Annotated in this window: 20 protein-coding genes; 3 read left to right on the top strand and 17 right to left on the bottom strand. The window is 59.3% G+C overall.

What is annotated here, in order from left to right; translation table 11 throughout:
• Positions 1–66: 66 nt before the first annotated feature.
• Positions 67–336 (bottom strand): HU family DNA-binding protein, encoded by a 270-nt coding sequence (locus tag CV_RS19150; protein WP_011137416.1) that lies wholly within the window; start codon positions 334–336, stop codon positions 67–69.
• A gap of 231 nt (positions 337–567) precedes the next feature.
• Between CV_RS19150 and CV_RS19145 the strand changes: the two genes are divergently transcribed.
• On the top strand, positions 568–837 hold the full coding sequence (locus tag CV_RS19145; RefSeq protein ID WP_011137415.1) for a DUF3761 domain-containing protein: 270 nt from the start codon (positions 568–570) through the stop codon (positions 835–837).
• A gap of 116 nt (positions 838–953) precedes the next feature.
• Entirely contained in the window at positions 954–1400 is a 447-nt protein-coding gene (locus tag CV_RS19140) for a hypothetical protein (protein WP_011137414.1), read from the top strand.
• A 67-nt stretch (positions 1401–1467) separates the two neighbouring features.
• Here the strand turns inward: CV_RS19140 and CV_RS19135 are convergent, their stop codons facing one another.
• The gene (locus CV_RS19135; RefSeq protein ID WP_011137413.1) at positions 1468–3096 is read right to left on the bottom strand and encodes a methyl-accepting chemotaxis protein; all 1629 of its coding nucleotides are present in this window, start codon (positions 3094–3096) and stop codon (positions 1468–1470) included.
• Between the two features lie 458 nt (positions 3097–3554).
• Here CV_RS19135 and CV_RS19130 point away from each other — a divergent pair, with 458 nt between their 5' ends.
• Complete coding sequence (locus CV_RS19130; RefSeq protein ID WP_080509072.1) at positions 3555–5255, top strand: B12-binding domain-containing radical SAM protein; 1701 nt, start codon at positions 3555–3557, stop codon at positions 5253–5255.
• Positions 5256–5539: 284 nt separating this feature from the next.
• Here CV_RS19130 and CV_RS19125 read toward each other — a convergent pair whose 3' ends face one another.
• The 15 genes from CV_RS19125 to CV_RS19060 form a co-directional block, all read right to left on the bottom strand.
• Positions 5540–5875, bottom strand: a complete 336-nt coding sequence (locus tag CV_RS19125; protein ID WP_115610242.1) for a hypothetical protein — start codon at positions 5873–5875, stop codon at positions 5540–5542.
• A 233-nt stretch (positions 5876–6108) separates the two neighbouring features.
• Positions 6109–6759: a hypothetical protein gene (locus CV_RS19120; RefSeq protein WP_011137410.1), complete on the bottom strand. Its 651-nt coding sequence runs from the start codon at positions 6757–6759 to the stop codon at positions 6109–6111.
• A 316-nt stretch (positions 6760–7075) separates the two neighbouring features.
• Positions 7076–7480 (bottom strand): hypothetical protein, encoded by a 405-nt coding sequence (locus tag CV_RS22380; protein ID WP_011137409.1) that lies wholly within the window; start codon positions 7478–7480, stop codon positions 7076–7078.
• Positions 7481–7527: 47 nt separating this feature from the next.
• Complete coding sequence (locus tag CV_RS22375; RefSeq protein WP_011137408.1) at positions 7528–9687, bottom strand: hypothetical protein; 2160 nt, start codon at positions 9685–9687, stop codon at positions 7528–7530.
• A 3-nt stretch (positions 9688–9690) separates the two neighbouring features.
• A complete protein-coding gene (locus CV_RS19105; RefSeq protein WP_011137407.1) occupies positions 9691–9903 on the bottom strand; it encodes a helix-turn-helix domain-containing protein in 213 nt (70 codons plus the stop codon).
• Between the two features lie 134 nt (positions 9904–10037).
• A complete protein-coding gene (locus CV_RS19100) occupies positions 10038–10391 on the bottom strand; it encodes a hypothetical protein (RefSeq protein ID WP_011137406.1) in 354 nt (117 codons plus the stop codon).
• Positions 10388–11209, bottom strand: a complete 822-nt coding sequence (locus CV_RS19095) for a hypothetical protein (RefSeq protein ID WP_011137405.1) — start codon at positions 11207–11209, stop codon at positions 10388–10390. Before CV_RS19095 ends, CV_RS19100 begins: the two co-directional genes overlap by 4 nt.
• The gene (locus tag CV_RS22370; RefSeq protein WP_052278871.1) at positions 11206–14082 is read right to left on the bottom strand and encodes a DUF927 domain-containing protein; all 2877 of its coding nucleotides are present in this window, start codon (positions 14080–14082) and stop codon (positions 11206–11208) included. Before CV_RS22370 ends, CV_RS19095 begins: the two co-directional genes overlap by 4 nt.
• 88 nt (positions 14083–14170) lie before the next feature.
• Complete coding sequence (locus CV_RS19085) at positions 14171–14512, bottom strand: hypothetical protein (protein WP_011137403.1); 342 nt, start codon at positions 14510–14512, stop codon at positions 14171–14173.
• Positions 14509–14898 (bottom strand): hypothetical protein, encoded by a 390-nt coding sequence (locus CV_RS19080; protein WP_011137402.1) that lies wholly within the window; start codon positions 14896–14898, stop codon positions 14509–14511. Before CV_RS19080 ends, CV_RS19085 begins: the two co-directional genes overlap by 4 nt.
• The gene (locus CV_RS19075; RefSeq protein WP_011137401.1) at positions 14895–15173 is read right to left on the bottom strand and encodes a hypothetical protein; all 279 of its coding nucleotides are present in this window, start codon (positions 15171–15173) and stop codon (positions 14895–14897) included. Before CV_RS19075 ends, CV_RS19080 begins: the two co-directional genes overlap by 4 nt.
• A gap of 299 nt (positions 15174–15472) precedes the next feature.
• Positions 15473–15703 carry a helix-turn-helix transcriptional regulator gene (locus CV_RS23090; protein WP_011137400.1) on the bottom strand — a complete coding sequence of 77 codons (231 nt, stop codon included), beginning with the start codon at positions 15701–15703 and terminating at the stop codon, positions 15473–15475.
• Between the two features lie 172 nt (positions 15704–15875).
• The gene (locus CV_RS23690) at positions 15876–16928 is read right to left on the bottom strand and encodes a hypothetical protein (RefSeq protein ID WP_011137399.1); all 1053 of its coding nucleotides are present in this window, start codon (positions 16926–16928) and stop codon (positions 15876–15878) included.
• Between the two features lie 101 nt (positions 16929–17029).
• Positions 17030–18301, bottom strand: coding sequence for a tyrosine-type recombinase/integrase (locus tag CV_RS19065; RefSeq protein ID WP_011137398.1), 1272 nt, complete (start codon positions 18299–18301; stop codon positions 17030–17032).
• A gap of 243 nt (positions 18302–18544) precedes the next feature.
• Complete coding sequence (locus CV_RS19060; protein ID WP_011137397.1) at positions 18545–19411, bottom strand: YicC/YloC family endoribonuclease; 867 nt, start codon at positions 19409–19411, stop codon at positions 18545–18547.
• Between the last annotated feature and the right edge of the window lie 67 nt (positions 19412–19478).

The raw sequence follows: 19478 nt of genomic DNA, 5'->3' as shown, positions 1-19478 counted from the left end.
GTCAGGACATCCAAGCAAAAGGGCCGCGGAATCGCGGCCCTTTTTCATGTTCGGCTCATGCGCGCATCAGGCGATGCGGTCTTTCAGCTGCTTGCTGGCCACGAAGGAGACCTTGCGCTTGGCGGCGATCTGGATGGTTTCGCCGGTTTTCGGATTGCGGCCGGTGCGGGCGGCAGTTTCCTTCACCTTGAACTTGCCGGCCACGATGCTGATCTCGCCGTTGTCGGCCAGGGTGTCCAGCAGCACTTCGTCGAAGGCGCCGAGGACGCGCAGCACGTCAGCCTTGGTCAGGCCGGACTTGTCGGAGAGGAGGGCAATCAGTTCGGCTTTGGTCATGGCGATGAATCTTTCGAGAGGAGTAAAACCCCATTTTCTGCGATTTTACGCCGCGAATAAAGGTAAAAAAGCATGTCTGGCTTGTAAAAGCCCGCTCTATCTCCCTGATCGTGGCATGGCTGCTGCAGACAGGAGCGCGTTTCTATCTGATTTTCCATGGATTATCATATTCTGGATTGTTTGATAAATTCATACGGCCGCGTTTGCGGCATCGGATATCGAGGAGCGCGAATGTTGGCAGCAGCAAGAGTCGCCATGCTGGCGGCGGTATTGGCATTGTCCTGGCAGCCGGCCATGGCCAAGCGGGTGGCGGGGGCCAGCAATCTGGTGACGGAAGACAGTTATGTCAATCGCGACGGCATACGGGTGCACAAGCCCGTTCATGCCAAGAGCCGGCCAGCCAATGCCACCGCTCGTTGCCGAGACGGCAGCTACAGCTTCAGCACCCACCATCGCGGCACCTGTTCCGGTCATCGCGGCGTGGTGGAATGGTATCGCTGACGAGGCATGGAATAATGAGATGAGTATTTGTTAAGATATTGTTTGGTAAGGAATTTTTTACATTTCGCCATATCCAATCACTTCACCCAATCCGGCACGGGATGGAGGAGTGAGCGATGAGATCGATCAGTTGCTTATTGTGCGCGGCGTTCGTGTTGGCGGGATCGGCAGCGTGGTCTGCGTCAGGCGGGCACGGAGGCGGCCATGGGCAGGGCGAGGGAAACGGCGCTGCCCATGCGGGAATGAGGGCGGCGGATGCGGGCAAGAGCGTCTCGGATAAGCTGGCCAAGGATTCCAGGCTGTCCGCCGGCTTGGCCGCGAAATTGCCGCCAGGCACCGATCTGCAGCAAGCCGCCGCCGGTTTTCGCAATCTGGGGAGTTTTGTGGCCGCGGTCCATGTCTGCAGCAATCTCGGGATTTCCTTTAGCGAACTCAAAGGCAAGATGATGTCCGGCGATTCATTAGGCCAGGCCATTCATGCGTTGAAGCCTGGAGTGGACGCCGACGCGGCTGCGCGCAAGGCGCGAAGCCAGGCGCGCGTCGAACTGGCCGCCGCGCGCTGACCGCATCGTTTTTCCAGGCGGAGGCTGAGCGCCTCCGCCATCGTTTTGCCGCCTGCCGGAGCCGCGCTCACAATTTGAAGCGGGCGGTGACATGCTGCAGATTCTGGGACAGGGAATTGAGCTCGCTCGAGGTGGTGGCCAGCTCCTCCACCGTGGCGCTGTTCTGCTCCGCCATCTGCGACACCTGCTCCATATTCTGCGCCAGCGTCAAACTGGCCGCGCGCTGCTCAGACAGGCTGGAAGTGATGCTGGCGATGGTGCCGACGATGGATTGAGTGCTGTTCTCGATTTCCTGCATCGAGTTGCTCGCCTCGCTGGCGCTGCCTGACACCGCCTCGACGCTGGTCAAGCTGCCTGCCATGCTGTCCACTACCCGGTGGGCGTTGTGCTGGATCGAGCCTATCATCTGGGTGATTTCCTGGGCGGAGCTGGTGGTCCTTTCGGCAAGTTTTCTCACTTCGTCCGCCACCACCGCGAAGCCGCGGCCCATCTCGCCGGCGCGGGCGGCCTCGATCGCCGCGTTCAACGCCAGCAGATTGGTCTGGTCGGCCACGTCCCGGATCACGGTGACGATATTGCCGATGCGCTGCACTTCCTCGGTCAGCGTCTGCATCTGTTGCGAAGTGCTGGCGACGGATTGGGACACGGTGCCGATCTGGCCGACCGAGGCCTGAACGTTGTGGCCGCCGCGGCTGGCCAGTTCGCCTGCGGAGCGGGCCTGGCCGGATGCCTGGTCGGCGTTGTCGGCGACGTGGTTGATGCTGACGGTCAATTGCTCGATGGTGGCGGCGGCGGAGGTGGTGGCTTCGGATTGCCGCTGCGCGCCTCCGGCCACTTCTTCCGACATGCTGGCCAGTTCGCGGGCGGCATTGGACACGTTGTGCGCGTTTTCCTGGATGCTGGACACCACTTCGCGCAGTCCTTTTCGCATGTCCTGGATGTCGCGCGCGATGTTGATGGCTTCGTCGCGGGCCGCCGGCAGCGGCTCATCCGCGCCGGACAGATCGCCTTGCTTGATCTGATGCACCAATTGGGCCGAGCGTTGCAGCGGGGCGGTGATCAGCCTGGAGATGAACCATGCCGCCATCGCGCCCAGCGCCAAGGCCAGCAGCGCCACGGTGACCATCAGGCTGCGGGCCTGACTGTAGGTGCCTTGGCTGTCTTGCACCGCTTTGTTCATCCGCTCTTCCTGGTATTTGGCCAAATCCTTCAGCGCCGCCATGAAGATATTGTTGGATGCCGCGAAGTGCTGTTTCAGGAAAAGATAGGTGGGGGCGCCCTTGCTGGTGCGCGCCAGCTGATACATGGGCGCGTATTGCTGGCCCAATACGGCGCGAGTCTGTTTTACCTTCTCCAACAGTTCGCGCTCTGGCGGCGTCGCCATCAGCTTGTCCAGTGCATCCATGTCCGCGGTATTGGACGCGCGCAGGCTTTCCACCTTGGCGATCTCGGATTCGATCAGCTGCGGATCGGGAGCGATGATGGCGTTGCGCACGCCGCGGCCGATGTCCAGTGTGGTCATCGTGATGCGGTCGATCAGCATCACCTTGGGATAGCGGTCCTCCGTAATGTCCCGCGTCTTCTGCTGGATGTTGTCCATCTTGAACATCGCCACGATCACCACGGCGAGCAACATCGCCAGCAGCGAACCGAATCCGGCGAAAAGCTTCTGCCTGACTGTCAACTGATAAAACATCTCACTTCTCCACGATTGATCCATCGACGCGGCTACGCGAATAACCCCCTTCATATTAGGTGCTTGATTCGGAAGCGAAAGGTTTTCGGCAATGGTATGCAGACAGGTTGCCGGTCTGTTGATGAATGGGTTCGGGGAATGGACATATCTGAGTCAAGAGGCTGTCGATGCGGCCGATAACTGGTCTAGAACAAAGGAAGTCAGACTCCAACCGTGCGCTGCGCCATAGGCTTTGCGTCGAGAGGCGGAAGCCGGGTGGCCCAGATTGATGGGCGGCGCACTTGAAATGTCGAGGTACTGTGATGCTTATGGCATCATGTGGTGTTTGGGGGGGAAAGCAGCATCCTCCAGGTTTTGGGATGGCGTAGGCTAGGACAATAAGCATGACGTTGAGAGGCCTGGACCCTATCGTCAATGCTTAAGATTCATGCACTCATTGCAAGTCAGCGAGGTCGGCAATGTCTTCCAAGTGTTTACTGATTATTCCGCCCAACATCACGTTCGAGGCTTTTGTCAATCCATCTTCAAACAGCAAGTATTGGATGCATAAGAACGGAAAGAAATATGGCGTCCTGATCACGGATGTGCCTCTTGGCGTATTGACAATAAGCGCTTGGCTGAAAGAAAAGTGCGACACTGAAGTCAGGGTAGTCGATTTCAATACGGAAATACATAAAACATGGGATGATCCACAGGCCACTTCATTCCATGCCTGGTTTGAGCAGGTATTTATAAAAATCAAGCAGTCCGGGTTTGAGCCGGATGTGATAGGTTTTTCATCCTTGTTTATTACCGGCTATGATAATCTCCTCGCCCTGGCCGATGTTGCCAGCATGGTCTTTCCTGCCGCATTCAGGATCTGCGGCGGCAACTTGCCGACAACCATGTATAGAGAAATTTTCTCTGACAAACCAGAGGCATTTGACGCGCTTTGCTTCGGAGAAGGGGAATTACCTATTTCGGAGTTGATGGCGGCGGATGACAAGGCTGCCTATTGCAATGGTTCGAGTCAGTGGGTCACGCATGAAAATTTGAAATCAGGTGGGATTTATCAGCATAACTTCATTTCAAACCTGGACGATATTCCTGACCTGGATTACGACTGCATCGATTTGACGGACTATCACCTGAATCCGACTATCAAAGCCTATACATCAATAGGCGATAGAACAAACTATATTACTTATATGGGGAGTCGTGGCTGTCCATTTCATTGCACATTTTGCGCCGCGCATACCGTGCATGGACGAAAAATGCGCAGCTTCACCATAGACAGGATAGAGCGTGAACTGTCAGGGTTGTGCGATAAGTATGCGCCAAACACGCTGGTTATCGAGGATGACATGTTCCTGTGGGACAAGAGCTGGGCTACCAGCGTTTTGAAGATCGCACAGAAATTGAAGCTGACCTGTTTCTTTCCAAATGCGCTTGCCTTGTATGCTTTGGATCGCCCCATGCTGGAGGAATTGCACCGAACGGGCGTCAGACAGTTGACTCTTGCGGTGGAGTCCGGCAGCGCCAGGGTATTGAAAGAGGTGATGAAGAAACCGTTGAAATTGTCTATCACGAACCGGGTGGTCGAGGATTGCCGGGATCTGGGAATTTATACCGACTGCAATATCATCATCGGCATGCCCGGTGAAACATTAAATGATATCAAAGACACCCGAGAGTTTTTGAAGTCACTGGATGCGAACTGGTATCGGATAAACGTTGCCACGCCATTGGCGGGCAGTGAAATGTATATCAAGGCAGTCAAAAATGGACAGATAAAAGGCGATATCAGGATGGCAGGCTACAAAAAGTGCGTAGTCGAAACCAAGGATTTTACGCCTGCGCAAATAGAATCGATCGCATACGATATTAATTTGGAAATGAATTTCCTGAGAAATTCAGATATTAAGTATGGAAATTATGAGAGAGCGTTGGAAACGTTCGAAAATGTCTTGTTGCTGCGCAATGACCATGCTCTGGCTATGTACAAAGTCATCGAATGCAAGAGGCTGATGGGGGATAGCCAAGGGAGTGAGGCTTTATCGGCGCGGTTGCAAGAGATGATCGATGCGAGTCCTTTTTGGACGCAGTATTTCCAGGACCATGCTCTGACTGCGCAAGACTTCAGCGCGGACAGTTTGCCGGCGGAGCTGAAGGCAGGGTGAGATTGAGTATTTTCTTTTCTTGCCGACTGAATAAAAGAGCCGCCTCGTGATCAAGGCGGCTCTTTGCGTTCCCAAGAGAGGTATTTTACTCGATGTTGAATTTGATTATTGAGTAGAGGTCTCAAAGCCTTGCCTGGAAAGGATTGAGCTATTCGCGTTTTTCTTACGGGTACACCCATGGGTACACGGAAAAACAGGGTGCTCCCGGTGTTCGACTCATTCCCTCAGTTTTGCGATCCTGTGGAGTTGGTTGATGGTCTGCTTTGGATTGTGCTCCACTATGCTCAGTAACAAACGCTGCCGAGGCTGACTTCCCACTGCACCCCGCGCTGATCAATACCGTTTTGCGCTACGTAGGTCAGAAAAGGGTAGTCGAGCTTGATGATGCTGGCCTGTCCCTGGTCCCAGAAAATAACCACGTACCTTGCGATATAGTCGAAGTCTACCCTGTGTGTCGCGATATTCAGTTCTGACCCTGTAAGTGAGGTGGCTTCCACCTTGTAGGGATTCGACCAGTTGTACCCTTGTCGATACTTGGCACATACCTCGACTTTGTCGGCAGCCATTGCTTGCGCTGCAAGGAGTAGCGCAGACATAGCGCAGAGCATGGTGGCTTTCATGTATGCGGCTCGTAGAGAATGGACTCCCCATGATATGACAAAAGCCAGGAGATTTTTACCTTAGGGCTTTTGCCTTGCGCTTGCGCCACATTGCGTCAATGTGGTGATCGCAAGAGTGGCGGACTTCCGGAGCATGTCGCTTTGTCCTCCATGGGGTTTGTTTTCGCTAAGAGGCACCCATGCCGGCAGAAGCCGCTGGATCCCTTGCGCAGGCACACCGGATTGGCCCGGATTCAGGCATGGCTGACGCTGACGACGACCTCTTCCAGAACCTTCTTTGGCTCGATCCTTAAGCCATCGGGGAGGAAGCGGCTGTCGAAGGTGCCGGCGCTGAACAGCTTGATGAGGAGGACAACCAGGCCCGCGTCGCAGTCGGCCATGGAAAAGATCAGCGGCGCGGTGCGCTTGGCGGTGTGAAGCACCATGGTTGAGCTGTCTATGGCCTCCAGGGACATCACGTCCGACAGCTTGAAGCTGATGGTCTTTTGGGGCGACAGGAATACGGCCCGCTTGTTGGTCAGGTTGAGCGCGCCGTCGGCCAGCGGCGTCAAGGCATCTACGCTGATGCGCTGCCCGCCGCCTACATAGACGCCACGCGCGACACGCACAGCCCCGCCGACATTGTAGGACTGCTTGCGGTAGCCGTAGAGGGTGGCGCCGGCCTCGATCACGCCAAACTCTCCCGCCTGCATGTTCAATGGCAGCGGCACGTCAGGGAAGGCTCGTGCGTCGTCCACCTGGCGGAAATAGCACATGAGCGCATCGGCTCTTGCCTGCTGCTGCGCCACCGCTTCTTGCCGTTGGCGTTGTCGGTTTTGCTCCTTGACGTGTAGCCGCCAGACTGCCAGCGCCATGGCGGCAGTTATCAACAGTATCCATTCCATGATGCGCCCCTTGCGATGGTGTCATCATAGTGGGAAATCGATGGGCTGAAAGCTGGGCTACTGGTCTTCCATGGGGTTTGTTTTCGAAATCAGGATGGGCGGCCAGTATGAGGCGCGGCCGCCGTCCCGTTTTAGTTGGCCTTCGGCTTCTTGAAGGCCATGGCGTGCCAGTCAAATTGGTTGCCGGCAAACTCCGCCAAGGTGACGTAGAAGGCCACATGCTCATGCGGCATCAGCTTGTCCACGTCGAAGAGGAGATGGAAAGGAACCCCGTTTTTCAGTAGGTAGCAGGATTGCTGAAACTCGGGGTTCCGACTCAGTTTTTTGCGGCTTCCTTCTCAGCATCCAGCAGCTTCGCCAGCGCGGCGCGTGCCGCCTCGTTCTTGGCTGCCAGGTGGTCGATGATGGCATGCATGCCTTCAGTGTCCAGGTCATCCAGTACCATCTCGATTTCGGCGATAGACCCAGGCTGGCCGTAGGGCTCGCCGTCAATGTAGGCGACCATCGCGGCCGGCACGACGAAGGTGTTCAGGTAGACGGTGTTGGCGGCGTTCTCCGGGCCAACGGCCAGGATCAGTCTAGACTCGTCCAGGGGCGTCAGGCGGCGCAGCCGGATATTGCGACCCTTAGCGTCGATCACGGTTTCATACTGAGGCTTGGGTTTGGCCACGACTTCGGTATTGATTTCGGCGGCCTGGTGTACGGTGACTCGCTGGTTCATGGAGCTTCCTTTCTGGTTACGCGTGGTGATGCCGGAATGGCTGGGGCTTAGCCCCGGGGGAGAATTGAGGACGGCATGTCAGGACGCAGCGGCATCATTGAGCCGTCGAAACCAGACATGCCGGTCTGGGGTTTGCTGGCCTCGCGGACCATCTCGCGGGTGACGACGGCAGCCACATCCTTGCCGCCGACCTGTACCTTGACGTTGATGACCGGCTGTACTGCTGGTGGAATGGGGGAGAGGGCCAACAGGCTTTGCACGGACACCGGCGTGGTGAACTGGTACCGATCCTTGCTGTGGCCGTAGGCCCCATCATCCGGGATAGCCAAGAAGTCGTTCTTCTTCGGGAACATCTGGTTCGCGCGCTCGACGGTTGGGCCGGGGCGGTAGTTATCCATCACGCCCAGGCTTTGGCCAGGCTTGAAGTGAGTGTTCTGGTTCTTGTCTTTGTCCTGGCCCCAGCCGGCCACCCAGCGGCCCGCGATGGTGCCGGCATCTGCCGCGGCACGGAAAATGTCCGGCAGGATCAGCAGCGCTAGACCGACTTCCCCCAGCACCATTGCGAATCGGGACAGGCCTCCGGCAATCCTGGCCAGGCGGCCGCCCTTGTCGAGCTCGCCGACGGTGCCCGACAGTTTGCCCACACCCAGCGCCGCGCCTTCGGCCTTCAGCTTGGATGCTGCTGCCGCGTTACCCAGGACGTTCACCTCTTGGGATAGCCGGCGCACACGGCCGGCGGTGGTGGTGGCTTCTACCTCGGCCAGCTTGGTTGCTCGGGTCAGACCACCCATGCTGCCGGCGGCGGCTTCTGACTGCATCTTGGACAGCTTCATGATGAGGCCCAAGCCACCCATGGCGCGGCTGGTCAGTTGGATCGTGCCGCCGATCATCAGCGCCGGCCCAAGGATGAACAGGTCTTTCGTCAGTGCCTTGATGCCGTCACCGTCCTTCTTCATCAGCTCGTTGGTCACGCTGAGGAAGCTGTTCAGCTCCTTCAGCACGCTGATGGCGGATGGCAGGATGGAAACGCCCAGTTGGGTCATCAAGGTGTTCCACTGCTTGTGCAGTTCCAGCATCTGGCCGTCCACCGTGCCGCGCGCGGCCTTCTCGCTCTGGCCAATTCCCATGGCGGACTTGTTGGCCTGAATCTGACGTTCCAGTGTCGGCATCTGCTGGTAGATCCGGCCCAGCAGCGCGGAACCGGTGCGGTTGCTCAGGATCATGCCCAGCTCGCGGATGATGGCCTCATCGCCTGTGATGCCGTGCCGCTTGAAGGCCGGTAGCAAGACTTCTTTGAGGAAAGCGAGTTCGCCCCGTTCCTCCAGAATGTTGGAGCCGATGAACGCGCCGGCCTTGGCCTTCTTGAGCTTGCCCAGCTTATTGAACTGGACCATGGCGGGATTGAGCAGGCCCAGGCGGAACATCTCTTGCTGTGACGTGATGGTGCCTCGCATCTGCACCAGGTTTTGATACAGCGACATGGTGCCGGTGCCATAGCGCGATCCGCCAAACTCCTGGATCAGTGGCTCGGCGCCCAGGTAGAAGGCCTCATTGCTGCGACGGGTGAGCGCCAGGCCGCCGGTTTTCAGCGCCTGCAGCATCTGGGAAGCGTCCACCCGGTTGCGGCTGCCGGTAATGACTTTCTGCGCAAAGTCGGCCTGTTCCGCAAAAACCTTTTCGCTCAGCGTGCCGCCGCGCAGCTCAATCACCTTCAGCAGATCCATGAACTTGCGTTCATTGGCTTCGCCGCCGGCCTTGCCATACAACGTTTCGTTGGCAAACTTCATCCTGGCCATGATCGGCGCGGCAAACTCGGCATGGTGCAAGTCTTTGAAGACCGCCATGGCGTCAGACAACAGCGTCATGTTGTCGGTCAGGCTGGTGCCGAAGGTCTTCATGCCCAGTGCGAATTGCTGCGCCTGCCGGTTGACGTTATCGCCAAAGCCCAATGTGGAGAAGCGCGCGATCTCCGTCTGCAGCTTGCGTGCATCCTCCAGCGGCTGCTTGAACATCAGCGTGATGCCGGCGCCCGCGCCAATTGCCAGCGCGCCCGACTTGGCGAAGTCACGCAGTTTGTCGAGCTTCCCCTGCAGCTGGTCAACGCCCTTTTGCGAGCGTGCCAGATCGGACGACAGCAGCCGCAAGCCTGAACTGATCTCGTTCAGAAGGCTGATTTTTACCGCTACCGAATAGGATTCAAACGCCATGGCTTAGTCTCCGTCCTTCATGACCTGGCCAGCCAGAGCCGCCACTTCTTCCACCGGCCAGCCCAGACGGCCACCGATACGAACTGGGCGCAGCGGCCCGGCTTGACTGCAGGCCCACTTGCGCAAGGTCTGAGGTTTGCGCCCAAGGATGGCGGCCGCCTCTCTGGTGCTGAAAACATGCTTTCCCATGGACCGGGCCGCTTCGATCAGCTTCATGCCACCCCCTTCTGCCGCCTACCGTCTGCAGGCTATTGATTGACTTAGGCTATTATTTTTTGGCTAAAAATAGCAAAAGTCAATCATTTGGGTTGATACGGATAGATCGCGGCTATCGTGAGGGCGGGGGTAGATCAGGTGGCGCTGTCATCATCCCGCATGGCGCGGTTCATGGATTCCATCAAGCGCATGCTGTCCACAGCGTCGCAGGCTTCGGCCAACACCGGCAGGACGCGGCATACATCCGCGCCTGGGCGGTCCAGCCAGGTTTCGAGATAGCCCACCTTCGGAAAACGGGCGGCCCTGAAAACTGCCATGCAAGCCCGGATCAACTCGCGGGCATTGGCGCGGCCTTGTTCGCTGCCGTCTTCCATGTCGAACAGCGCATCGTAAGCCAGCCAGATGGTAGCCGCGGCGCTGAGGTAAAGCCCGCCCTCCGGGTCATCGGGGATGGGGCGGAAGTGGTCTTCGAGGCGGAAGGGCTTCATGCGGCGTGCTCCTGAATGTGCGCCGGCTGGAAGGCGCATTGCCCGATGAAGTGCCACCGGGTGTAATCGGCCTCGCTGGCCATGTTGGAGATGCGCCAGGGCCGGTAACGGGCGCCGCACATCCCTTGGGTGGCGTTGCCGCGGTGCGGCGTCTGCAGGCCCACCATCTGCGCCGCGCGCTGGCGTGCATCCGGCACGGTGGCTTCTCCCTTCCAGTGCCGGCAGTTCATGCAATCGTTCGCCTGCTTGGCGCGGTGCTCAGCTTCGGCGCGCGACAAGCCGCCGTCGTGCTCCATGATCGCGGCTCGCTCCTCGATGGCTTCCCGGTCATCGTCAGCCGTCGCGCCGGCATGGTGGCGGTTCAGGTGGGCATCGAGGGCGGCCACCAGCTCAGCCACCGGCACACCGTCGCGCTCGATTTGCGCGCGCAGCATCCCCAGCCACTCGACACGGCCGGCGCTCGGCCAGCGTTCCAGGTTGCAGATCAGGCTGACCCGCTCCAGCAGATCGGCGGGCAGGGCGGCCGGCGGCATCGGCTGCTTCATCACCAGCGCGGTGACGATGCCGGCGGCAAAATCGCCGGCCGAAGGGATAGCGCCCCCCTCCAGAGGGAGGCTTGAGAGCGTTTTCTGGGGTGACTGTTTTTCGGTGGGAACAGTGGGAACAGTGGGAACAACTTCCTGAATCCCTTGCTGGATAAGGCTTTCCGGTGTTCCCGTTTTTTGTTCCCACGTTCCCGTGTTCCCACTTTTGGCCTCTTCTGGGCTGCTTTTCCCTGACTGGTGGATGGTGGCATTGAGCCATTGCGGCATGTTCATTCTTCGCCCTCCAGTACTGTGCTGGTCAGCACGTAGACGTTCACGGTTGCGGAATCCAGCGCCTTGATCCGCTTCTTGCGGGTGTGGCGCCGCGTGTTGCCTTCGGTGTCGCCGGCGAGCAGCCAGCCGGCGCGCAGCAGCGAGCGGGCGGCGATCAGCGGGGTGTAGCCGCGGCACAGCTCCTTCTTGAAGGGCTCGGACAACACCCAGAATTGCTGCGTGCCTTGCTCGTCGATGAAGGTGAAGCCAGCGCGGTTCAGGTAGCGGGCCAGCACTTCTGGAGCTGCGTCGTGCGGTGGGAAGCGGGTGGAGCTGTGGGTCTGCATGAAACCGCTGACCTGGGCGAACAGCGCGCGGTCGTCGGCGGCCATTCCGGTATGGTTCTCGGCCAGCCATTCGCGGAAGCAACGCCGGGCCGCCTGTACCGCCTCGCCGGGTTTCCAGCCGGTGACGCCGTAGCGCGTGGCCAGTTCGCCGGCGAAAGCCACCAGCGCAAAGCGCGCGGCCACGCGGCCCACCTCCTGCGCGGCGCCAGCCGGAACGCCCAGATACTCGATCAGGCCGGTGACGCCGTCTTTGATGTCGCGCCGGATCTCGTCCATGCATTCCGGAGGTGTCAGCGCGGCGAGGAAGGCCGGGCCCGCGGTGCCGTAGTACTGGCGGGAGTAGGCCTTCATGGCGTCGGCGAAGGCCTGGCCGCTGGGGTGCTGGTGTAACTGCTCCAGGGTGCCCATGCCGGCGCCGGCATCGGCGGGGATGGCGGGTAAGCGGGCGATCTGGCCGCCTTTGGCGCTCTTGCCGGCTTCGGCCATGTGCTGGGCCAGGTCGATCTCGCCGGCTGACAGCAGCATCACGCGCCAGGTGTGCGCCGGCCGGTTGCCGCCCTCCTTGGTCATGCGCGCCTTGGCCTGGCCGTTGGCGATCAGGTAGGCGGCGCCGCCGGCGTCGGCCGGGGCGATCTGGGCCAGCTCGTCCAGGATCAGCAGATTGTCGTTGCGGCCCAGGCATAGGCCCTCGAGCCCGTTCTGGGTGGTACGCCACTTCTTGGCGAACTGGTCGGGATTGCCCCAGACGCTGGCGGCCGGATCCAGCAAGGTGGATGTCTTGCCCTTGCTGGTGGTGCCGACGAAGTGGAAGCCGCCGCCCGACTCGCCGGCCATGTCTGCCAGCACGCCAGCGAAGGCCACCGAGATGGCGAACACGATGCGGCTGTTGCCGGCCGCGGCGGCGGCGATGTGGGTTTGCCACTCCTGCAGCGTGCCGGCGCGGTCGAAGTCGCCGCTGTCGGCACCCTGGTAGATCACGCCTTCGCCGTCCTGCTCGCCGTGGACCTCCCCGGGCAGCACATAGCGCACGTCGTGCCAGCCAATGCGGGAGACGCAGCGCAGGCGCGTCGCGGCGGCCTGGCGGTGGCTCAACACGTAGTCCACCAGCTTTTGCCGGGCCTTCTGGCTGGTCGACATGGTCAGCCCGCCGCGCACCAGCTCGCGGCGGAACTCAGCGGTGTCGCTGGCGGCCAGCATCTCCACCGGGCAGGCCCAGCGGTGCGGGTGGCCGTCGTTGTCGCGCCACTCCAGCAGCCGGCCCCAATTCGATTGGCTGGCGTCGCGGGTCTCGGCCAGGACGTGCAGCGGCGAGCACAGCCACCACGGCGTGGCCGGGTCTTTGCCATCCTCCGCCGGCGGCAGCCAATACACGCCATCGCGCTGGCCGGGAATGCCCTCCACTACGAAGAAAGGGGAGCCGTCAGCCGGCGCCGACGGGGTATTTTCGGGGAGAAAGTGGGAACACTCGGAAGTGGGAACGGAAAACTGGGAACGGCTAGAACCCTTATCTGGCAATGGTTTCAGCGGTTCTGTTCCCACTGTTCCCAGTGTTCCCACCATTTTTGAATCACCCGGAAAAACGCTCTCGGTGACAGCCTCCAGGCCGGCGAGCTGGTGCAGGTCGTTGAAGTCGGATGGCAGTTTGTCGCCATGCTGCTGGCGATGCTGCTCCACCTGCTCAGTGGTGAAGACCGGGACCACGGAGCGTCCCCGCGGCTGGAGCAGCTGGGCAGCGCGGCCGGCGGCCTGCTGGCCGGTCAGGCTTTCGTCGCTGTCGCCGCAGACGATCACTTCCACCGCCGGCGGCAAGGTGGCGGCCAGGCGCCCGGCAACTGTTACCAGGTTGTGGGCGTTGAAGGAGACGACGACAGGCTGGCCTGTCGCCTGGTGCAGGCTGCAGCCGGTGGCCCAGCCCTCGCACAGCAGCACCTGGGCGGCGTCGCGCAGCTTGCCCAGCACCAGCGATGCGCCCTTGACCTGGCCGCCGGTCAGGAAGCGCTTGCTGCCATCTGCGCTGATGATCTGCAGGTTGACCAGCTCGCCGCCGGCGCGCAGCGGGATCAGCAGCATGTCGCGCAGCTGGGCGGCGCCGGCCGGCACGATACCCTTGCAGGTCAGGTATCCATGCTCGGCGCTGACGCTGTGGCCGCGCTCCCACAAGCGGCCGGCCTTGGTCCTGGCCTGTTGGCGTTGCTGCTCGGCCAGCGCTTCGGCTTCGGCCTGGGCCGCGGCGCGCTCGGCGTCCAGCCGCGCCCGCTCTTCTGGGCTGGGGGCTTGGTAGGGCTGCTCGGGCCGGTATCCCTGCTGGATGGCCAGCGCGAACAGGCTGGAGATGGTGACGCGGCCGGCTGGCTTGATCGACTTCCAGACGCTGTGCGCGGCCTTGGCCTGGTAGTTCTTCGCCGTCTGGCTCCAGTCGTCCCAGATCGGGAAGCCGGCTTCGCCCAGCTCGAACTTAATCGCCATCGCCATGGCCACCCAGGTTCCCCGCTCGTGGGCATCGATGTGGGCCAGCGCGGCGCGGATCTGCTCGGATGTATTGCTCATTGCGTACCCTTTGGGCGTAAGGAGGCCCGCGCCCGGAAACGTGTCCGTTCGTGGGTCAGGGCCTCCCCGTGTCTAGGTTGTGGTGTGCTTAAGTGGAGGTCGGGTTATCCCAGTCGTCGGGATCCAGTGTGGAGGCGATGCTTTCCAGCATACCCACGATCCAGCCGCGCAGGCGCTGTTGCTCCAGCGTCAGGCTGCGGCCCTCCAGACCAAGGCGTAGCAGCAGCTGCGACTTGCAGCGAGTCAGAGTGCTGCTCGGGCTGTCTTTATCTACTGACAAGGCGAAGATCAACTCTCCTTCGAGCGCACCCAAGAGGTAAGCCTGGGTATCGATGCTTTCGTGGATCAGCTCATCGGCCTCATGGCGAAGGTTCTCCACGGCAGGGAGCAGGCGAGAGCCGGCAGCGGGGTTGAAGTGAACGGGACTCATGAGTTGGCCTCCTTGTGCTTCGACTGCTGTTTGGCTTCCCTTGCTTGAGCAACTCGATATCCATCGCCGGCCATCTGCACTGCGTTTTGTAATGCGCAGATGGTGTCGCCGGTTTCCTGAAGTAAGCCGGCCAAGCCGTATAAGATTTCAGCTTCATCCCCGATCGTATTGTCATGACTACGGATCAGCAGACCAATAGCTTTGAGACCTCGGGAGAGGTGGCCGATTGACACCTCTGCCGAGCTCTCGATAAGACCAAGCTGGTATGCCGAGCCCACGAGTTCTGAGCCGCCAGCGGCTTCGTCATATCCAATTTGTTGAAGCAGGTGGCTGTTCTCGATCAGCATTGCTGTACCTGCTTGGAATTGGGGGAGTTCGCGGTTCATATGCGGGCCTCCTCTTGTTGTTGGGTGGTATGGCCTACGGAGAACAAGGCTTGTTCGATCTGGGCCAGGATGGATTTACTGGTGATCATGATTTGCCTCCCAATGGGCTGATAGCGCGTGATGTCGACCATCGACATTTGGCGCAAGGCAAACGGGATACCGATACCGTTGGCATTGGAAGACTTGCTCTGCTTTATCAGAGCAGTGGTAGCTTTTTCTGGGACAGGGTGAACTGAGAGATGGGCGCGGGGAGCGCGCAGGGAGATGCTAGACATGGTGCATGTCTCCTTGAGTCTGGTTTCACCAGCCTCCCGCCGCCAAGCGGGGTGGGCTGGCACAATGGCAGGATTGGCGGACCGGGACTCAAGGTGACCGGCGCGTGCAAGCACGCTCCTGCCATGGCCAGCCCATAGAAAAGGGCGCACCAATGGCAATTGACGGACATAAAAAATGCCGCATATGGCGGCAATCCGCCTTGAGTCTAACAGGCCGCCAAGCCTGGCGCTGGGATTGACCAGCACAAGGGAATTATGGCGCGGCTGGTGTGGGGTGGCAAGTGTCATTGCGTGTCACCTCATGCCGCACGGTTCTGGCTGTCCAGCCACTCGCGTATGTCCTCAGCTTTCCAGGCGGTAACACGATCGGACAGCTTGATAGGGGCGGGAAAAGTGCCGGCGCGGACGCGGCGCCATAATGTTGAGACTGAGAATGGCAGGATGCCAGGCTTGCCGGACTTGGCCTCACCGACCAGTAGAGGCTGACGAATGTAGCCGGTTTCAGGGAGTGTGATGACATGGGGTGGCATGTTGCGATTCCTTATGACACGTCGTGGTTGACGGTCAAATGAAAGCGCATGAGATTACCCTAGGGGCAATACTAAAAGGGCTGAGGGGTAGGGAAATATCTACCCTCAGGGTTATGTAGAAACCTTGTAGCCATAAGAGAGTTTTCCCTGAGGGTTGGCGCCGTCTATCAAATTAGCGCAAGCGGTACTTTCCGCTTGCATTTCTAGGGTCTCTATCAATTGGGGAGGCTACCTTGTCGATGGCTTTCGCGATAGCGTCCGTCATGCCGGGGTACTTTTCCTTCAGGTTTTTAACTATCGCCTCTTGATTGGCTCGAGACCGGACATCATCTTGAGGAGTAAGCTGGCTGTGCCAATGGATACGGAAAATGTCCATGGCTATTTGAACAAGTGGTGGCAGGGGCGTACAAGTTGTATTGTTGATTTCCGACCTTAACTCTTCTATTTCTTGGCGATATTTTTCCGATTCTCTACGCGCTACCGATAGCTCGTCGGATAGCGTACTAGTAATTCTCTCCGGCGAGGTCAATGTGCCAGCCTTTTCTCCATGCTTATGCTTTAGGCATGAGAAATAAAGCTCTAGCCGAGATTCATCTTCTGGATTGTTTCCCATCATGTCCAGAAAGAGGCTGCGGTCATATGGTCGAAAATAAGCCTTTTCGATCCAATTTGGAATGTGATTAAGGGTAAGGTCACTGCCAAGGTAATGTAGTGATGTTATTGCTTTATGAAGCTTTGAGTTGGGTAGTAAAGGCAAAAAGTCATTATTATCATTTTTGGTGAAAAATGGTATGCCTAGAGCAGCATCATCAGAGGAGCAATGTAAATCAAGCGAAAACTGCTCTGCTATTTCTTCTGATACTAGAGCTAGATCTGATGGTTTTCCATTAATGGGTTGCCATTTTTCCACATTGGCAGCATTTTCCGGAAGAAATAAAAAGTGCTTCAGAGAGAATGAGAGTGAACGATCAAGCCATTGCTTTAGGCTTATGAGCTCATCATCCTTATTAGTGATCTTTGCCGTGTTCTCAAATATCTCTGCTGAGAATAGTATTGCATATAGGCCTATGTTGTTTATTTTCTCTGCTTTTATTCTTTCTTTGATTGATTTTGTTGTTTTGCAATATTCTTGCCCGTTCCATTTGCCTGGTTCTATATTTGCGAAATCACTTAGGTCTATGTTCCATTTATTAAGTGTTGCAAGGACTGACTCGTGAATAGTCATTCATGCGCTCCCTTTGCGCAACCCTGAGAATGGGTTGCCGCGCCAGGCGGGCAGGGTTTCCCGCTTTTCGATTGGCCGATCTAGGCGTGGCAAAGCTGGTGTCAGGCCGTCTTGATCCGACCCTTGGTAATTGGCGTCACGTTGTAGGCCTCTCCCTTGTCCAGGGCATCAAGCAGCCCGGCCCACTTGTTCAGGGCGTCGCGGCGCTCGTTGAAGTAGTCGTGACGGTTGTAGATGCCTTCCACGCCCTTGATCTTGTGATTCAGGCAGCGCTCGGCCACCACCGGGTCGACGCCCAATTCCGCCAGGTGGGTGCGCGCGGTGCGGCGCAGGTCGTGGATGGTGAAGGCCGCCACGTCCGGCATGTGCGGCTTAACCTTGCCCAGTGCGGTGCCGATGGTGCCCTCGTGGATGTGCGGCACCATGCGGTGCTGCATCTTGCGGGCCGGCAGCAGCCAGGCGCTGGGGCCGGCCAGGTCGAACAGCTGCTGCAGCCATTCCACCGCCAAGGCGGGCAAGGGGATGTCGATAGGCTTGCCGGTCTTGCTGCGCTCGCCTGGCAGGTGCCAGACGCCGGCCGGCAAGTCGAACTCTTCCTTGCGCGCGGCGCACAGCTCCATCTTGCGGACGCAGAGCAACAGCAGCAGGCGGATGGCGAGGTCGTTTTCCACGCTGAAGCCGCGGGCTAGCTTCATGGCCTGGAACAGCTTGGCCAGCTCGTCGCGGCTCAGCGCGCGCTCGCGGGCCTCTTCCTTGCCACCGGCGTCGCCCAGATCGAAGGCGCTGGCCGGGTTGATCTCGATGATGTGGCGCTTGATGGCGTAGTCGAACATGCGGCGGGTCCAGCGCAGCACGTCGTTGGCGATGGTAGGCGCGCCGCGCTTGACGATGGTCTGCAGCATGTCGTCGATGTGGCGGGGCTTGATGTCCTCTACCTTCATCTTGCCCAGCATGGGGCCGATGTCTTTGTCGATCCGGCGCCGCACGATGTCCGGGTGCTTCCAGCGGCCCAGGATCATCCGCTCGTAGTACTCATTCGCCAGCGCCAACATGGTGACGGCGTTCTTCTCTTCCTCGATCTTGGCCAGGGCTGCGGACTTTTTCTCCTGCTTCTCCGCGGCAACATCATGGCCCAGCGCCACGCGGGCGGAGAGGGATTTGACGGCTTCTCTGGCTTTGGCAAGCGACAACTCTGCGTAGCTGCCGATCTGCATGGTGCGGGACTTGCCGGCGAACTTGTAGCGGTAGCGCCAGACCGGCACCTTGTCATTCTCGCGGAAGCGCAGCCAGAGCCCATCACCGTCGCCGCGGCCCTCGAATCGTTCCCCGGCCTTGATCCAGGCCTTGATCTGCATGTCGGTCAGCTTGCCCATGTTTGCACCTCGAATACTGAGTAGCCCCCTTAAACCCGCACCGCTGCTGGATCGGGAAAAATCTGAACAGCGAATAGAGGGGGTGTACCCAAACGCCCCTGCGAAAAACGCCTAGGGTACACCCTTGGGTACACGGTAAGTATGCGCTTTGTTGACACGTAGTGACACGTTATGAAATGAAGAAAGCCCCGGTTGACGGGGCTTTTGTGGTTTCGCTGACACGTTGTGACACGTAGTGAATGCTTACTCTATGTTTTGAATTTGCTCGCGCATCTGCTCGATCAGCACTTTCAGCTCCACCGAGGCCTGGGTGGTGTCGGTGGAGACCGACTTGGAGCCCAGGGTGTTGGCTTCGCGGTTCAGCTCCTGCATCAGGAAGTCCAGGCGCTTGCCGGATTGGCCGCCGGATTTCAGGATGCGTCGCACTTCTGAGAGGTGGGTGGTCAGGCGCGACAGTTCCTCGTCCACGTCTATCTTCTGCGCGAACAGCGCGAATTCCTGTTTCAAGCGGTCTTCATCGACGCTGCCCAGCGCCTCCTGCAGGCGGCCGGACAGTTTGGCCATGTAGTTTTCCAGGATTTGCGGCAGCTTGGGTTTGATCGCGGCGACGATGGCTTCCATCGCCTCGATGCGCTCGATCAGCACGGCCTTCAGCTTTTCGCCCTCGCGGCCGCGCGAGGCGTTGAAGTCGGCCAGCGCGGTTTGCAGCGCGTCCAGGCACAGCTGGTGCAGCACTTCCGGCGCCAGCTCGTTGCTCTTCAGCACGCCGGGCCAGCGCATCAGTTCGCCGACCGACAGTCCCTTGCCTTCGCCGCACTGTTTTTGCACGTCGCGGGAGACTTCCAGCAGGCGGGCGAGGAAGGCCTGGTTCACTTCCAGCGTGGGGGCGGCGCTGTCCACCTGGTTGAGGCCGACGCGGCATTCCAGCTTGCCGCGGGTGACGCGGGCGGCGATCTGCTCGCGCAGCTGGGGTTCGATGATGCGCAGCTCTTCCGGCAAGCGCATCTGCACGTCCAGGTAACGGTGATTGACGGCGCGGACTTCCAGGCTCAACATGCCGCCAGGGAATTCCCGGGTGGCGGCGGCGAAGCCGGTCATGCTCAATATCATGCGGAGCTCCTGTATCGGTATTTTCGAATGCTGGGCCCGAATTGCTTTGCTAAGCTCAATTCAGGGC

It is taken from the genome of Chromobacterium violaceum ATCC 12472 (assembly GCF_000007705.1).
Classification (GTDB): domain Bacteria; phylum Pseudomonadota; class Gammaproteobacteria; order Burkholderiales; family Chromobacteriaceae; genus Chromobacterium; species Chromobacterium violaceum.
This window is presented reverse-complemented; position numbering and strand designations above follow the sequence as displayed.

What these genes read in the sequence shown, in the direction of transcription:
- CV_RS19150 (WP_011137416.1), bottom strand. Translation starts at nt 336, where the DNA reads ATGACCAAAGCCGAACTGATTGCCCTCCTCTCCGACAAGTCCGGCCTG.
- CV_RS19145 (WP_011137415.1), top strand. Translation starts at nt 568, where the DNA reads ATGTTGGCAGCAGCAAGAGTCGCCATGCTGGCGGCGGTATTGGCATTG.
- CV_RS19140 (WP_011137414.1), top strand. Translation starts at nt 954, where the DNA reads ATGAGATCGATCAGTTGCTTATTGTGCGCGGCGTTCGTGTTGGCGGGA.
- CV_RS19135 (WP_011137413.1), bottom strand. Translation starts at nt 3,096, where the DNA reads ATGTTTTATCAGTTGACAGTCAGGCAGAAGCTTTTCGCCGGATTCGGT.
- CV_RS19130 (WP_080509072.1), top strand. Translation starts at nt 3,555, where the DNA reads ATGTCTTCCAAGTGTTTACTGATTATTCCGCCCAACATCACGTTCGAG.
- CV_RS19125 (WP_115610242.1), bottom strand. Translation starts at nt 5,875, where the DNA reads ATGAAAGCCACCATGCTCTGCGCTATGTCTGCGCTACTCCTTGCAGCG.
- CV_RS19120 (WP_011137410.1), bottom strand. Translation starts at nt 6,759, where the DNA reads ATGGAATGGATACTGTTGATAACTGCCGCCATGGCGCTGGCAGTCTGG.
- CV_RS22380 (WP_011137409.1), bottom strand. Translation starts at nt 7,480, where the DNA reads ATGAACCAGCGAGTCACCGTACACCAGGCCGCCGAAATCAATACCGAA.
- CV_RS22375 (WP_011137408.1), bottom strand. Translation starts at nt 9,687, where the DNA reads ATGGCGTTTGAATCCTATTCGGTAGCGGTAAAAATCAGCCTTCTGAAC.
- CV_RS19105 (WP_011137407.1), bottom strand. Translation starts at nt 9,903, where the DNA reads ATGAAGCTGATCGAAGCGGCCCGGTCCATGGGAAAGCATGTTTTCAGC.
- CV_RS19100 (WP_011137406.1), bottom strand. Translation starts at nt 10,391, where the DNA reads ATGAAGCCCTTCCGCCTCGAAGACCACTTCCGCCCCATCCCCGATGAC.
- CV_RS19095 (WP_011137405.1), bottom strand. Translation starts at nt 11,209, where the DNA reads ATGAACATGCCGCAATGGCTCAATGCCACCATCCACCAGTCAGGGAAA.
- CV_RS22370 (WP_052278871.1), bottom strand. Translation starts at nt 14,082, where the DNA reads ATGAGCAATACATCCGAGCAGATCCGCGCCGCGCTGGCCCACATCGAT.
- CV_RS19085 (WP_011137403.1), bottom strand. Translation starts at nt 14,512, where the DNA reads ATGAGTCCCGTTCACTTCAACCCCGCTGCCGGCTCTCGCCTGCTCCCT.
- CV_RS19080 (WP_011137402.1), bottom strand. Translation starts at nt 14,898, where the DNA reads ATGAACCGCGAACTCCCCCAATTCCAAGCAGGTACAGCAATGCTGATC.
- CV_RS19075 (WP_011137401.1), bottom strand. Translation starts at nt 15,173, where the DNA reads ATGTCTAGCATCTCCCTGCGCGCTCCCCGCGCCCATCTCTCAGTTCAC.
- CV_RS23090 (WP_011137400.1), bottom strand. Translation starts at nt 15,703, where the DNA reads ATGCCACCCCATGTCATCACACTCCCTGAAACCGGCTACATTCGTCAG.
- CV_RS23690 (WP_011137399.1), bottom strand. Translation starts at nt 16,928, where the DNA reads ATGACTATTCACGAGTCAGTCCTTGCAACACTTAATAAATGGAACATA.
- CV_RS19065 (WP_011137398.1), bottom strand. Translation starts at nt 18,301, where the DNA reads ATGGGCAAGCTGACCGACATGCAGATCAAGGCCTGGATCAAGGCCGGG.
- CV_RS19060 (WP_011137397.1), bottom strand. Translation starts at nt 19,411, where the DNA reads ATGATATTGAGCATGACCGGCTTCGCCGCCGCCACCCGGGAATTCCCT.